11 protein-coding genes and 3 tRNA genes are annotated in these 13,707 nt (G+C 41.7%); 1 reads left to right on the top strand and 13 read right to left on the bottom strand.

Features of this window, described 5'->3' with window-relative positions; all coding sequences use genetic code 11:
- Positions 1–183: 183 nt before the first annotated feature.
- The 9 genes from ACKA06_RS19615 to sigW all read right to left on the bottom strand — a co-directional run bounded on the left by ACKA06_RS19615 (position 184) and on the right by sigW (position 11,388).
- The gene (locus ACKA06_RS19615; RefSeq protein WP_411160427.1) at positions 184–657 is read right to left on the bottom strand and encodes a hypothetical protein; all 474 of its coding nucleotides are present in this window, start codon (positions 655–657) and stop codon (positions 184–186) included.
- 126 nt (positions 658–783) lie between these two features.
- On the bottom strand, positions 784–2,709 hold the full coding sequence (locus tag ACKA06_RS19610; protein WP_411160426.1) for an ABC transporter permease: 1,926 nt from the start codon (positions 2,707–2,709) through the stop codon (positions 784–786).
- Positions 2,696–3,463 carry an ABC transporter ATP-binding protein gene (locus ACKA06_RS19605; RefSeq protein ID WP_411160425.1) on the bottom strand — a complete coding sequence of 256 codons (768 nt, stop codon included), beginning with the start codon at positions 3,461–3,463 and terminating at the stop codon, positions 2,696–2,698. The genes ACKA06_RS19610 and ACKA06_RS19605 overlap by 14 nt, the downstream gene beginning before the upstream one ends.
- Positions 3,464–4,155: 692 nt before the next feature.
- Positions 4,156–5,958 carry a glutamine--fructose-6-phosphate transaminase (isomerizing) gene (gene glmS / locus ACKA06_RS19600; RefSeq protein WP_032085320.1) on the bottom strand — a complete coding sequence of 601 codons (1,803 nt, stop codon included), beginning with the start codon at positions 5,956–5,958 and terminating at the stop codon, positions 4,156–4,158.
- A 510-nt stretch (positions 5,959–6,468) separates the two neighbouring features.
- Entirely contained in the window at positions 6,469–7,818 is a 1,350-nt protein-coding gene (gene glmM / locus ACKA06_RS19595; RefSeq protein WP_032085319.1) for a phosphoglucosamine mutase, read from the bottom strand.
- A gap of 25 nt (positions 7,819–7,843) precedes the next feature.
- Positions 7,844–9,088 carry a CdaR family protein gene (locus ACKA06_RS19590; RefSeq protein WP_411160424.1) on the bottom strand — a complete coding sequence of 415 codons (1,245 nt, stop codon included), beginning with the start codon at positions 9,086–9,088 and terminating at the stop codon, positions 7,844–7,846.
- Entirely contained in the window at positions 9,081–9,917 is an 837-nt protein-coding gene (gene cdaA, locus ACKA06_RS19585) for a diadenylate cyclase CdaA (RefSeq protein ID WP_032085317.1), read from the bottom strand. The genes ACKA06_RS19590 and cdaA overlap by 8 nt, the downstream gene beginning before the upstream one ends.
- Positions 9,918–10,161: 244 nt before the next feature.
- A complete protein-coding gene (locus ACKA06_RS19580; RefSeq protein ID WP_032085316.1) occupies positions 10,162–10,809 on the bottom strand; it encodes a zf-HC2 domain-containing protein in 648 nt (215 codons plus the stop codon).
- 15 nt (positions 10,810–10,824) lie between these two features.
- The gene (gene sigW / locus ACKA06_RS19575; protein ID WP_032085315.1) at positions 10,825–11,388 is read right to left on the bottom strand and encodes an RNA polymerase sigma factor SigW; all 564 of its coding nucleotides are present in this window, start codon (positions 11,386–11,388) and stop codon (positions 10,825–10,827) included.
- 169 nt (positions 11,389–11,557) lie between these two features.
- On the opposite strand from sigW, the gene ACKA06_RS19570 reads away from it, so the two are divergent.
- On the top strand, positions 11,558–11,722 hold the full coding sequence (locus ACKA06_RS19570) for an aspartyl-phosphate phosphatase Spo0E family protein (protein WP_071617040.1): 165 nt from the start codon (positions 11,558–11,560) through the stop codon (positions 11,720–11,722).
- Positions 11,723–11,811: 89 nt separating this feature from the next.
- Here ACKA06_RS19570 and rocF read toward each other — a convergent pair whose 3' ends face one another.
- The 4 genes from rocF to ACKA06_RS19550 all read right to left on the bottom strand — a co-directional run bounded on the left by rocF (position 11,812) and on the right by ACKA06_RS19550 (position 13,568).
- Entirely contained in the window at positions 11,812–12,714 is a 903-nt protein-coding gene (gene rocF / locus ACKA06_RS19565; RefSeq protein ID WP_411160423.1) for an arginase, read from the bottom strand.
- Positions 12,715–13,286: 572 nt separating this feature from the next.
- Positions 13,287–13,362 (bottom strand) — tRNA-Ala (locus ACKA06_RS19560).
- Between the two features lie 54 nt (positions 13,363–13,416).
- Positions 13,417–13,489 (bottom strand) — tRNA-Lys (locus ACKA06_RS19555).
- Between the two features lie 4 nt (positions 13,490–13,493).
- Positions 13,494–13,568: transfer RNA gene (locus ACKA06_RS19550), tRNA-Gln, on the bottom strand.
- Between the last annotated feature and the right edge of the window lie 139 nt (positions 13,569–13,707).

The following is a 13,707-nucleotide window of genomic DNA, read 5'->3' as shown; positions in this document are numbered from 1 at the left end:
TTGATAAAAATTATTATTAAAAAATATTTTTTTGTCTATTTTTTATCCTGTTGTTCGATTCATTATTTGAAATAAATTTGTTTTCCAGTAATTTACAAACCACATTTTTCTATCATTATGAACAATAATCGTCATTTATAAACAACAAAATACAAAAAAATAACCTATTACTTTAGTAACAGGTCATTTTTTGTTTGTTCTTATCTTTAAAAAATAATTAAAATGATAAAGGTTTTCAAAGAACCGATCTCGATTTTCGTCCTTACAGTATTCGATTGATTGATAAAATAAAGCCTTTATTTCAATTAATATTTGTTCATCTTCTAAATGTTTTACCACTTCTGGTGAAAGTGTTCGGTCTTCGGTCACTTTTAATAATAATTGCCGCCAAGTCTTTGGCATTTTTACTTTTTTGTTATGTAAGGCGTTAATCGCTCCATCTGTTGTTAGCTCGTCAAATGTTATTAAATAGGATTCGAAATAATCAATTTTAGGATCTTTCCCTTTAACAAATTCATCTACACGCTGTTTTATTTCTGATGGCTTTACATTTTTATTGTATTTCCTCGTTAAGACTGACCGTAGCCTCTTTAAGTATTCATAATATTCTTCATTATTTAATTCATCAATAGCCCTTCGTACATTATAGATATACATTTTCCTTCTCTCCCTATTTACCTCTATATATTAAGTAATTTCCGATTTTTCTGAATAAATACTCTGTAATTTGTATTTTTTTTATAGAAAAAACATCTCCTTATATTGGAAGGAGATGTTTATCTTTTACTTATTCACGATTTTATTGTAAGTGTTAACCGTCAATACATAATAGGCTACATAAATGAGAACAAAAGCCGCCATCGCAGTTAACATCGGAACAAACATATTTGCTCCTATTAGGTTTGACATAAAATTACTAACAAAATGTAATATAGCACTTCCGTGTAATATCCCAATCATTAAAGGTAGCCCGAACACAAAAAGCATCTGTTTACCGATGGATTTACGAATTTGTCTTTTACCGACACCAATTTTACCTATTATTGCATAATTTGGCTTTACTTCATTCGCTTCTGTTAATTGTTTAAAGTAAAGAATACTTCCTGTTGCTACTAAAAACACAAGACCTAAAAACCCAAGGATAAAGAGATTGAGTGCGTTCCCTTCTTTTCCTTCCTTGTACTCTATAAAAAAGGCTGAAGATGCCTGAAAGTCATTACCAGTTAGTTTGTCTATTTTTATGGCAGTTTCTTCAGTGGTCTTTTCATTTTCCACCTCATATAATTTATAAGTTAATGGTGTAACCTGTTTTGCTATTCCATCAAATACTTCATCGCTAACAACAACAAAAAAGTCAGGGTAATCAAAGGGAAGCAAACTCCCTTCGATCATTTTTGTAAAAATAAGGTTTTGATTTGAATGTGGATCTTGCAAAGCCACTTCTTGACCTTTAAATTCCTTCTCAGTAAATTCAGTTGCCCTTGGCTTTATCACCGCTGCCTCGTTCCCTGAAAGTGATACCCTTACCTTTCTGTCTAAAGCAATTGATGCTTGATTAAATGAACTCTCAGGTATCAATTTAATCGGTTCAGTTAAATAATCCAATTGAAACAATGGTTTCCCCTTCACTTCGATAACTGGAAGATCAAGTTGTGCCTTTATTGGATGGTTCTTATCATTTTTGATAATATTTTCTATATTAGTATCAAAATCTTCACCCTTTGACAAGTGAGAATAACTGAATGCTGCATCTTCTACCGCTTGCTTTTCATTTCCATAATATCCGCCGTAAGTTGCCCCGAATAAACTAATTGTAAAAGCACTCGATAATGCAATCATCGTAAAGGTGCGTGCATTCCCTTTTATTCGATGTAGATGTTGTGCTGTTTCAATTAAATTCGTACCTCTGTAATAACGCGATTTATTTTTTTGCGATAGCTTTAATAAATACACAGTTACAGAACGGAAAAAGAACTGCGATCCAATGATAAGTGAAACTAATGCAAATCCATAATTAAGCTGTATATATTCCATTGTTAGTTTTTCAGGAAATGGTCTTAATATAAGCCAGTAACTAACCACAAGAAGAATAAGCCCAATTGCAGTTGATATAGGGGAAACCTTTGGTATTTCTTCTCCTTTTTTTTCTGCATGGAATAATTCAATTAATTTAAAGCGATAAACCAAACGATAACCTTGGATAGATGTAAATAAAATAATTACCATAAACACAAGAGCTGTTTGGATTATCGCTTCAAAAGATAGACCAAAACTTATTTCCACAGTTGAACCCATTAAATTTATCAAAATCATTGAAAATAGCTTTGAAATTAGGGTTCCAAGAACAATTCCAATGATAAGTGCAATGATGCCCATAATAAAATTTTCATAAAACAACATTTTCCCGATTGTCTTCTTACGCAGTCCAAGCATCGAATATAGCCCAACTTCTCTTTTTCTCTGCCTTGTGAAGAATGAATTTGAATATAATATAAAAACAGTAACAAATATAATTAATACCACAGATGAAGCCAGAAACATAAAGTTCATCGTATCAGACAATAAAATACTTTTTTGAATCTCTTCACTATATTGCAAAGAAACAAATGTATAGTAAATGACCATGCTAAATACTAGCGAAACAAAATAGACGATATAATTGTTAAAATTTCCTTTAATATTTTTCCTCGCCAAACTAAATAACGTCACTTACTCCACCTCCAAGTGTAGAAAGTACATCTAACACTTTATTAAAAAATTCTTTACGAGATGTTTTGCCTTTCACTAATTCAGTAAATAATTTTCCATCTTTGATGAAAACCACTCTTTGACAATAACTTGCCGCAAATGCGTCATGCGTCACCATCAAGATTGTTGCTTTATCTTGTTCACTTAAGTCCTTTAGGCTCTCCAACAAATCGGCTGCTGACTTTGAATCTAAGGCACCCGTTGGTTCGTCTGCTAGAATTAAACTTGGTTTTGCAACAATAGCACGAGAAGCAGCGGTACGTTGTTTTTGCCCACCTGAAATTTGATAAGGATACTTTTCTAAAATAGGGTGAATCCCAAATTTATCAGCCACTTCATCTACTTTGCGTTCCAACTCTTTTACATTCATTTTTGCCAAGGCTAAAGGAAGCAATATATTTTCTTTTACCGTTAATGTATCAAGAAGGTTGTAATCCTGAAAAATGAATCCAAGTTTATCACGACGGAAAGATGAAAGTTGCTCTTCGTTCATTTTGACAATACTTCTCCCATCAATGGTGATGTCACCAGAAGTCGGTTCATCAATAGTTGCTAATACATTAAGCAATGTTGATTTACCAGCACCTGAAGGACCCATAATACCAACAAATTCACCTTCTTGAACGATCAAGTCTATTTCGTCCAGGGCTGTAAATACATTCCCTTTTGATCCATATATTTTTTTAATCTTTTTCGCCTCTACAATTGTTTTCATAAATTTCCCTCCATTTAAATGTTGTATTTATCTTGAAGAACCTTGAGAAATAACCTTTGGAAAAAACAGACTTTATTAAAGCACGATGGTTCGTACAAATTTTTAAGCAGACTGCAAATTCAAGATCTAATTGAAAGCATAATGTAATGATACAAAATGCTATGAATAAGTTAAACCAGCCAGAGCCCAATCATCGACTAGGTCCCAAGCCCTATTTTAAAAAGTAAGAACCCTAATTTTAGTATTTCTCACAATTTTTATTCTACACTAATAATTCAATCATCAATCTTACTCTCTTGAACGATAGCCTTGCAATTTAGTCACCATAATCAAATAAGTTTTATTAATGTGCAAGTTCCTTACAAAAATAAATAGGAGTAGCCTAGGCAACCCTTATTTAAACCGCCGTGAAACTGTACAGGAATAATCTTGATAAACAATCATATTTGTTTTTTACAATCCTAAAAGTTCCCTTATTTTCACAATAATATGTTTACATTTATTTGGGTGAAATCCTATAATAACTTTGTGTTTAAACAAAAAGAAGACCCGACACAATAAAAATTGAATCGGGTCTTCTTATGATAGAACTTTTTTGTAAGGGTTAGATCTTTTTTGTCAATGACAAAACTTTTTTGTTAAAGACAGAACTTTTTTGTCAAACAACAGTAATGGGTTTCATCTATATTTCCTTACTCAACCGTAACCGACTTAGCCAGGTTACGCGGCTTATCTACATCGCAGTCGCGGTGCAGGGCAGCGTAGTAAGAAATCAATTGTAACGGAATGACAGAGATAAGAGGTGTTAACATTGGGTTAACCTCTGGGATGACGAAGCGGTCTTCTTCGTCTTCTAAGCCTTTCATGGAAATGATGCAAGGGTTAGCGCCACGAGCCACTACCTCTTTCACATTTCCACGGATGCTTAGGTTTACAGCTTCCTGCGTTGCAAGAGCGACAACCGGTGTTCCTTCTTCGATCAGGGCGATCGTACCATGCTTAAGCTCTCCTCCGGCAAATCCTTCTGCCTGGATGTAAGAGATTTCTTTTAGCTTCAGTGATCCCTCAAGACCTACATAGAAGTCAAGGGAACGGCCGATGAAGAAGCAGTTGCGTGTTGTTGACAGATATTCGCGGGCGATTTCTTCGAATTCTTCCTTCGTATCACAAAGAGCTTCCATAGCAGTCGCTACGATTCCAAGCTCCTGGATCAAATCGAAGTCCTGAACAGTACCGCAAGACTGGCCTGTTACGTGAGCCAGGATTGCCAATACAGCAAGTTGAGCTGTATACGCTTTTGTAGAAGCAACTGCGATCTCAGGTCCTGCGTGAAGAAGAAGTGTGTAATCCGCTTCACGGGATAGAGTAGATCCTGCTACGTTTGTAATCGTAAGCGCTTTGTGGCCCATCTCTTTGATTTGAACAAGAACGGCACGGCTGTCAGCCGTTTCACCGCTTTGAGAAATAAAGATGAATAATGGCTTCTCGGATAGAAGCGGCATATTGTAGTTGAACTCACTTGCAACATGAACTTCAACAGGGATACCTGCACTCTTCTCGATGAACTGCTTTCCTACAAGTCCAGCGTGGTAGCTTGTTCCGGCAGCGATGATGTAGATGCGGTCCGCTTCTTTCATTGCACCCACAACCGGCTCATCGATGTGAAGCTCGTTGTTCTCATTTTGGTATGCCTGGATGATTTTACGCATCACCAATGGCTGCTCATCGATTTCTTTCAGCATGTAATGAGGGTATGTTCCTTTTTCGATGTCACTTGCATCAATTTCAGCAGTGTAAGGAGCACGTTCCATTACTTCCCCGATCAGGTTTTGAATTTCAACCTTCTCTTTTGTCACGATGACCATTTCTTTATCCATCAGTTCAACGAATTGATCTGTTACCTGGATCATTGCCATTGCATCACTTGCTACAACGTTGAAGCCTTCACCAAGACCTACAAGCAGCGGGCTCTTGTTTTTGCCGACAAAGATTGTTTCATCGTTTTCAGCATCCAATAACGCGATTGCATAAGATCCTTTAAGCAGCATCAATGTCTGACGGAACGCTTCATCTACAGCATTTCCTTCTTCTACAAGCTTCTCGATCAGTTGAACGATGACTTCTGTATCCGTTTCACTTTTGAACTCAACATCCGTAAGATATTGACGCTTCAACTGTGAGTAGTTCTCGATTACACCGTTATGAACGATTGTAAAACGGCCTGAAGTACTTTGATGAGGGTGAGCATTCACCTGGCTTGGTACACCATGTGTCGCCCAGCGTGTGTGTCCGATCCCTGTGTTGCTTGCTACGTTCTCATCAACGATTCCGCGAAGATCTGCGATGCGGCCTTTTTCTTTGAAGACGTGAATCCCTTCAGCATTCTGAACGGCGATGCCTGCAGAATCATAACCGCGGTACTCAAGCTTCTCAAGACCTTTTAATAAAATTTCCTTTGTATCCGAATTTCCGATATATCCTACGATACCACACATAATTAAATATCCTCCCTGAATGAAAGGGGGCAAGATATCTTTTGGGGACAGCCTGCCCCCTTATCTCAATTGTCATAGTTTTTTAGTAAGTCACTGCTTATCTTCCCTTTGTGCATCAAGTTGCCTCGATGTTTTAAGAAAGAATCTTACGGCTCCGCGACTTTACGAACCGGGAGGCATCCGCCGAACACTCGATTGAACCTCCACCTCGTCAACTAAACGGCTCTCTTCCGTTTAGTCCTGGCGCTTTATTAATTGTTATTTATGAACAATCCACCTTTCCTTATCTGAATCAATTGCACTGTTTCCAAATTATTTGAAAATCAAAAACAAAATCATCATACACCAGCAGGAACTCTTGCGTCAATAAAAATATGAACGCCGGATAGAGTTGTTACCACTTTGTTAACTTCCCGAAACAAAGTAATCATAAACACATGATTTAAAAAATCTCACATTATTAAATATGCACAAGGAGTGAAAGATGTACCCCTTGTGCATAAAAACGGTTTATTCGTTTAAACCCATTTCTTCTTTTACCACATGTGCGATCTCATCGACGTATTGTACACACAATTCTTCAGTCGGTGCTTCAGCCATCACGCGGACGAGCGGTTCTGTCCCCGATGGGCGCACGAGGATACGGCCGTTTCCGTTCATTTCCTCTTCCACTTTTTCAATGACGCTTTTCACCTTTTCATTGTCGGTTACGTGATGCTTGTCCGTTACACGCACATTCACAAGCTTCTGAGGGAACTTCTTCATTTCCCCTGCAAGCTCGGACAATGATTTACCGGTCACCTTCATGATATTCACCAGCTGAATACCTGTTAAAAGACCATCGCCGGTCGTGTTGTAATCAAGGAAGATGATATGTCCCGACTGCTCTCCGCCAAGATTATATCCGTTTGTCTTCATTTCTTCTACAACATAGCGGTCACCGACAGCAGTCTGGAGACTTTGGATTCCGTGCTCTTCAAGCCCTTTATGGAAGCCAAGATTACTCATGACCGTGGATACAACAGTCGATTGTTTCAATCTGCCTTCAGACTTCAGGTACTTACCGCAGATATACATGATTTGATCTCCGTCCACAATCGTTCCGTGTTCGTCCACAGCGATGATGCGATCCCCGTCTCCGTCAAATGCGAGTCCGACATCAGCACCTTTTTCCTTCACCATTTCAGCAAGTGCTTCCGGATGGGTCGATCCGACACCTTCATTGATATTCAATCCATCCGGGGACGCGCCCATAGTGGATATATCCGCATCAAGATCAGCAAACAAGTGGGTCGCCAAGGAAGAAGTCGCACCGTGCGCGCAGTCCAGCGCGATATGTAATCCATCGAAATCTTCGTCTACAGTCTGCTTCAAATACTGGAGGTACTTCTGTCCGCCTTCGAAATAATCGCTTACCTGGCCAAGGTCTGCACCAGTAGGGCGCGGAAGGCTGTCTTCCGTTTGATCCAGCAGCTCTTCTATTTCCAGCTCCTGCTCATCCGATAACTTGAAACCGTCGGGACCGAAGAATTTAATTCCATTATCCGCAACTGGATTATGAGACGCAGAAATCATCACTCCAGCCTGGGCACCCAGTGCTTTCGTCAAATAGGATACTCCCGGAGTCGAGATGACGCCGAGACGCATCACTTCCGCTCCGATCGAGAGCAGGCCGGCAACCAGTGCCCCTTCAAGCATATGCCCGGAAATTCGGGTATCTCTTCCGATCAGGATTTTTGGACGTGTCGCGTCCTTTGTGAGGACATAACCGCCGAATCGGCCAAGTCTAAATGCCAATTCCGGTGTCAATTCCGCATTCGCTACACCTCGTACACCATCTGTTCCAAAATACTTACCCATTGAAATTCTCTCCTTTTCACAGCTCTTATGCTGAAGTGTTCTTTTCTTTAATCTGTATTTTCACTGTATCTTGAGATAACGTCCAATCTATATTTTCAGGACCCTTCGCATCAATTTCGACTTCATGCTCGCCCGGTTCAAGACCCGTCAAATCAAGTGCCAGGTTGAAATCTTCCTTTGTTATTTTCTCGACTGCCCCGTTCTCTCCCGTTAAGGTGGCATCTACCGCTCCGCCCTCAGGCTCCAGGATCGTCACTTCGTACTCTTCTCCGAGGCCCTCAGGCGACAGTTCGAGACCCGATAGTTCTTTCTCGGTGCTGGTGGTTACATCCACATTCACATTCACTTCTTCAGGCGCAACTTTATTTAAGCCATCCTTCAACGATAACGGTACAGTGAGGGTCGTATCTTTTTTGATCTTACTTAGATCGACTTCAGCTGTAAGCTCTTTGATCGTGTCCAACACATCCTGCCTTCCGAAAACGTCGGCCGTTTCGGGTTCAACCGATATGGACTCAAGGGTGACGCCTTCAGGTAAAGAACCTTTTTCCTTGACGGTAACCGGGACTTCCTTGCTCGGATTCACCACCGAGACGGTGACATCCACCACTTCCGGTTCGAATTGGACATTCAATTTGTTATATTCACGGTCAAGGACCTGAACTTTCGCTTCTTTTGTGACATTCTCACTTATTTCACCCTCTATATCAAGGGTTGCCTTTACATAGGCGATCTGATCAATCTGACTCTTAGCGCCAGTAACCTTGACCGTCTTAGGATTGACGGATAAGCCTTCCGCTTCGAATCCGTTTGAAAGGACTCCAGAATTGAACTCGGGTTCCACCCCGAACTCTTCGGTCACTTTCTCCTCCACGGTGACGGTTACAAATTCAGGATTGATCTTCACATCTAATTTGTCTGAGATATTATCGATCTCGACAGGGACCTGATGCTCCCCGATCCCTACGTCATTCAAATCGACATATACTTGAAAATCCTTTAATGTCTTCGTCGGCTGTACGATCGACTTCGGGCCGTCAACCGTCAAATTGACGGTTTCGGGCAGCCCCGAGACGACAAGGTTCTCTGAATCATAAAACACTTCCAGAGGAATATCCTGGATAGTATCAAAAGACGTCTGAGGATTTCCGCCTCCACTGTTGGATGCGGTTTTCTGGATGTCATCAAAGTTCACTGATAAATAGAGGATGAAAGCCAGAAGCAATCCAACCACTCGCATAAACCATTTCGATTCCATGAATTTATCCATTTTCTTTCTTCCCCCTCCAGCTCCATTTTGATGAGGAAGCACTCGTCTTATCGCCTATCAATTCCACTGTCAGCATTTCCTTGAATCGCTCGATTGACAGGTCGCGATGCAGTTCTCCATTCTTCGTGATGGAGATTGCCCCCGTTTCTTCAGACACGACAATGGTAATACTGTCCGTCACTTCACTCACCCCAAGGGCCGCCCTGTGCCTCGTTCCGAGCTCCTTTGAAATAAAAGGGCTCTCCGATAGCGGCAGATAACACGCTGCAGCAGCGATCTGACGCTTCTGGATGATCACCGCACCATCGTGCAGCGGGGTGTTGGGGATGAAAATATTGATGAGCAGTTGAGACGTGATCTTTGCATCGATCGCGATGCCCGTTTCTATGTAGTCACTCATCCCGGTCTCCCTTTCAATGGAAAGAAGGGCTCCGATCCGGCGTTTCGCCATATAGCTGACCGCCTTCGTCATGGACTCGATCATTTGCTCCTGCTCCTCCTCCTCCTGCATGCCGGTACGGGAGAATAAATGTCCCCGTCCAAGCTGTTCCAAGGCCCGGCGCAATTCAGGCTGGAAGATGATGATGATCGCAAGGAAACCCCAGGTGAGCGCCTGCTCCATCATCCACCCCAATGTATCGAGGCCGAAGATGCTGCTGAGTCCCCTGACGATGATAATGACAAAGATACCTTTTAATAATTGGACTGCCTTGGTACCCTTGATCAGCATGATTAATTTATAAATAACAAACCATACCACAAGAATGTCTACGATATCCGAGACATAATCCAGGGCAGAGTAATCTGAAAATAGATCGATAAACGGCATATTACATCCTCCAATAGCTTAATCGAAAGCGTAAGCCGCCATGTGGCTTCTTTTTTCGTAACCTGTATATTATAGCACAATCCCACTCCGTTACAGAAAAGAACCCCATGACTCTATATAATTAAAAATTACCAAATACCTTACCTAAAGTATTCCGCAAAAAAACTGACATGAAACAAGGAACTTCCCCGCATGTCAGCCCATCAAGGACGAACATGCAGCTTTTCGTCCCTTTCATCATATCTTACTTTTCATCAAGTTGCGAATTTCCCCATTCAACTAAATCTTTGGCCCCGCTTTTGATCTGGTACCAAAGCCACTCGAATGCCTCATCGATTTCCTTGATCTCCCCGGTCACCGTGCCTGCGGAAGCCAAGTATTGATTATTGTTGAGAACATTTCCATTGATGACGGTTACGTCACCTGTGACTTTTCCTTCTATTCTCACGTCGCCGTTACGGACCGTCAAATCTCCCTTGACCACTTTACCTTCGGGAACCACAACGGTGTGATCCTGTACGACCAGCGCCTCATCTTTTGTAAAGGAGAAATCCTGTTGATCATTCCATGAGGCAAAGAGGCTTCCCGTCATAAAGAAGATGAATAAAGCAGCCGCTGTCATCAGCGGATGGTGGCGAAGCCACCTCTGCACACCAACCTTTTTCTTTTCCTTCGGTAATCTGTCCATCACTTTATTTGTAAAATCATCAGGTGCACTGATGTGTGAAGTACTCTGTACAAATGCAATCGCTTTTTTCAGCTCATGAAAGTGATGCTGGCACTCCCCACACTGCTGCAGATGATGCTTTAATTCCTGTTCATTTTCACTTGATATGTCATCGTCTAGATAATCGTGCATATAGTCGATCATTTCTTCAGGACAAGTTTTCATTTCCACTCACCCTCTCTATAGAGATTTTAATTGCTTACGAAGAGCTTCCCGCCCTCTATGTACCCTTGTTTTGACAGTACCCAAAGGCATATCCAGTATTTCACTGATCTCCTGCAGCGGCAATTCTTCGATATATTTTAACACGATGACCGATCGATATTTCTCCGGCAGCTTGGAAATTTCCTTCTGTATCGTTTCTTGAAGTTCCATGTTTTCAACTTCATCCTCAGGCATCTGTACATCGGCTGCAACCTGTGAATACATTGTCAGTCCATCCGTTCCTGCCACTTCTGCATCCAAATAATAATCCGGCTTCTTCTTCCTGATCCGGTCGATGCAAAGATTCGTCGCGATCCGGAACAGCCATGTCGAGAACTTCCTCTTCTGGTTAAAGGTTTCAATGTTGACATAAGCCCTGATAAACGCTTCCTGTGCTATATCTTCCGCTTCATGCCGGTTCCCGAGCATCCGGAAACATATCTGAAACACTTTATCCTTATAAAGCTCCACCAATTCTGAAAAAGCACTTTGGTCGCCTTTTAATACTTGTTTTATCCGTTTCTTCACTAATGCTTCCATCTCAGTTATACCTCCGCTCTATGCGGCTATATTTATATACGTTACACCCTATAGAAAGGTTTCATTTTTTTCATAATATAATCCTAACAAATTTTTGATTAAAAATGTTTACATTTTATTGAAAAGGGGTATAAAAGGACTAATATTTATTAGTACTGGGGGACTCACCATGAGTGGAAGGGTTAATAAAGAGCTTTTGTACCAAATTGAAGACTGTCGTCGCCAAATGGTAGAACTCGCAAAAGAGTCATCATACGCCGATGAAAAAGTCGTGCATTTAAGCACACGACTGGATAATCTGTTAAATCAATACCAATTAGTCAAACAAAATTGAAAGAAGATAGAAAAAGGCTGAAAACCTGTTTGGAGGTTTTCAGCCTTCTTTGTTTTAATCTATCGGACGAGGGGTGCCCCTGCCTTCAATCAGAGTAGTTTCTCACCAAACAAAGACCCCATTAGTGCTACGGCTACGGTTGCCGTCTTATTCTTCTCATCCAGGATCGGGTTGACTTCCACAAATTCCGCGGACGTAATGAGCTTAGACTCTTCAAGCATTTCCATGGCCAGGTGGCTTTCACGGTAGCTGATGCCGCCAAGAACCGGTGTGCCCACTCCAGGTGCATCGCTTGGATCCAAACCATCAAGATCAAGAGACAGGTGTACACCGTCCGTTTTACCTTTCAAGTACATAATCGCATCTTCCATCACCTTCGCCATACCCATGCGATCTACTTCATGCATCGTATATACCTTGATGCCTCTTTCCTTAATAAGCTCCCTTTCACCTTCATCGAGGGAACGTGCCCCGATGATCACGATGTTTTCAGGCTTTATTTTCGGTGTGTTTCCGCCGATGCTCGTCAAGTCTTCATGGCCGATGCCCAGACTCACAGCGAGCGGCATTCCATGGATATTTCCGGATGGAGAAGTATCACCAGTATTCAAATCGCCATGCGCATCATACCAGATGACCCCAAGATTCTCATAGTGCTTGGAAACCCCGGCCAGCGTACCGATGGCAATACTATGATCCCCTCCGAAAATCAAGGGGAAATCACCGCTTGAAATCACTCCATCAACAGTGGATGCAAGCTTCCCGCTCGCTTCAGCAACCGCTTTCAAATTTCTCAAATTTGTATCAGGATTATTATGTACACGCTCAGCCTGGCCAATTTCAATATCGCCGAGATCCTTTATTTCATACCCCAGATTTTCAAGTCTTTCGACAACCCCCGCATAACGGATTGCACTTGGCCCCATGTCGACCCCGCGTCTCATCTGTCCCAGATCCATTGGTACTCCGATGATTGATATGTTTTTGTTCATGTAAATTCCTCCTATCCCAATTATCTGAATCTTCCTCTATTGTATCTTGATAGTGATGGATGACTCAACTGGACAGGATTGTGTATATATATGCGGTTGGGCGTGGGTTTGGGGCGGGGTTTTTGGAAGAATATGAGGAGGGTGGTGAGTGTGGCTGGTGCTTGGAGTTGAACTAGCGTTGGAGGATGTCCAGTTGGTCCTCTGTCGAGTTCATGGAGATTTTTCGACAAGTGGCGCAATTATTTCGAAAGTGGCGCAATAATCTGGAAAGTGGCGCAATTATACTGAAAGTGGCTCAATAATCCAGATTCAGGCGCAATTATTTACATATCGGCAAAATTATCGACCAAACCGGCACCATTCTTTATTGGAGGAGGCAAGCAACGATGATTCCAAGTCTTATTTTGACTGAAAACTCGCCAAGGAATGCCGCCAACCTTGTAAATAAGAAAAAATTCTCTCTCAAATGAATGGTTTCACCCCAAATATCTACATTTCCCCCGCTGCCAAGGACATGCCACATAAAAAAACCCCAACTCCATAAAAGAGTTGAGGTTCCAATGTCGTATGTATGGTGGAGCCTAGCGGGATCGAACCGCTGACCTCCTGCGTGCAAAGCAGGCGCTCTCCCAGCTGAGCTAAGGCCCCGATTTAGATATAAGAATTTCTCACATCCATGGGTAAGATGTGAGAAATGTTTGATGAGCCATGAAGGACTCGAACCTTCGACCCTCTGATTAAAAGTCAGATGCTCTACCAACTGAGCTAATGGCTCACAATGGCTGGGCTAGCTGGATTCGAACCAACGCATGTCGCAGTCAAAGTGCGATGCCTTACCGCTTGGCTATAGCCCAATAATGTGACATAAAAAAGGGACATTACTAATATGTCCATTTCATTCTTAAATATGCAATGGTGGAGGGGGGCAGATTCGAACTGCCGAACCCGAAGGAGCGGATTTACAGTCCGCCGCGTTTAGCCACTTCGCTACCC

Source organism: Rossellomorea oryzaecorticis (assembly GCF_045897515.1).
Classification (GTDB): domain Bacteria; phylum Bacillota; class Bacilli; order Bacillales; family Bacillaceae_B; genus Rossellomorea; species Rossellomorea enclensis.
The sequence above is the reverse complement of the archived record's forward strand: the minus strand, read 5'-3'. Positions and strand labels throughout refer to the sequence as shown.

Coding starts and splice junctions, on each gene's coding strand:
- ACKA06_RS19615 (WP_411160427.1), bottom strand. CDS start 657: ATGTATATCTATAATGTACGAAGGGCTATTGATGAATTAAATAATGAA.
- ACKA06_RS19605 (WP_411160425.1), bottom strand. CDS start 3,463: ATGAAAACAATTGTAGAGGCGAAAAAGATTAAAAAAATATATGGATCA.
- glmS (WP_032085320.1), bottom strand. CDS start 5,958: ATGTGTGGTATCGTAGGATATATCGGAAATTCGGATACAAAGGAAATT.
- glmM (WP_032085319.1), bottom strand. CDS start 7,818: ATGGGTAAGTATTTTGGAACAGATGGTGTACGAGGTGTAGCGAATGCG.
- ACKA06_RS19590 (WP_411160424.1), bottom strand. CDS start 9,088: ATGGATAAATTCATGGAATCGAAATGGTTTATGCGAGTGGTTGGATTG.
- cdaA (WP_032085317.1), bottom strand. CDS start 9,917: ATGCCGTTTATCGATCTATTTTCAGATTACTCTGCCCTGGATTATGTC.
- ACKA06_RS19580 (WP_032085316.1), bottom strand. CDS start 10,809: ATGAAAACTTGTCCTGAAGAAATGATCGACTATATGCACGATTATCTA.
- sigW (WP_032085315.1), bottom strand. CDS start 11,388: ATGGAAGCATTAGTGAAGAAACGGATAAAACAAGTATTAAAAGGCGAC.
- ACKA06_RS19570 (WP_071617040.1), top strand. CDS start 11,558: ATGAGTGGAAGGGTTAATAAAGAGCTTTTGTACCAAATTGAAGACTGT.
- rocF (WP_411160423.1), bottom strand. CDS start 12,714: ATGAACAAAAACATATCAATCATCGGAGTACCAATGGATCTGGGACAG.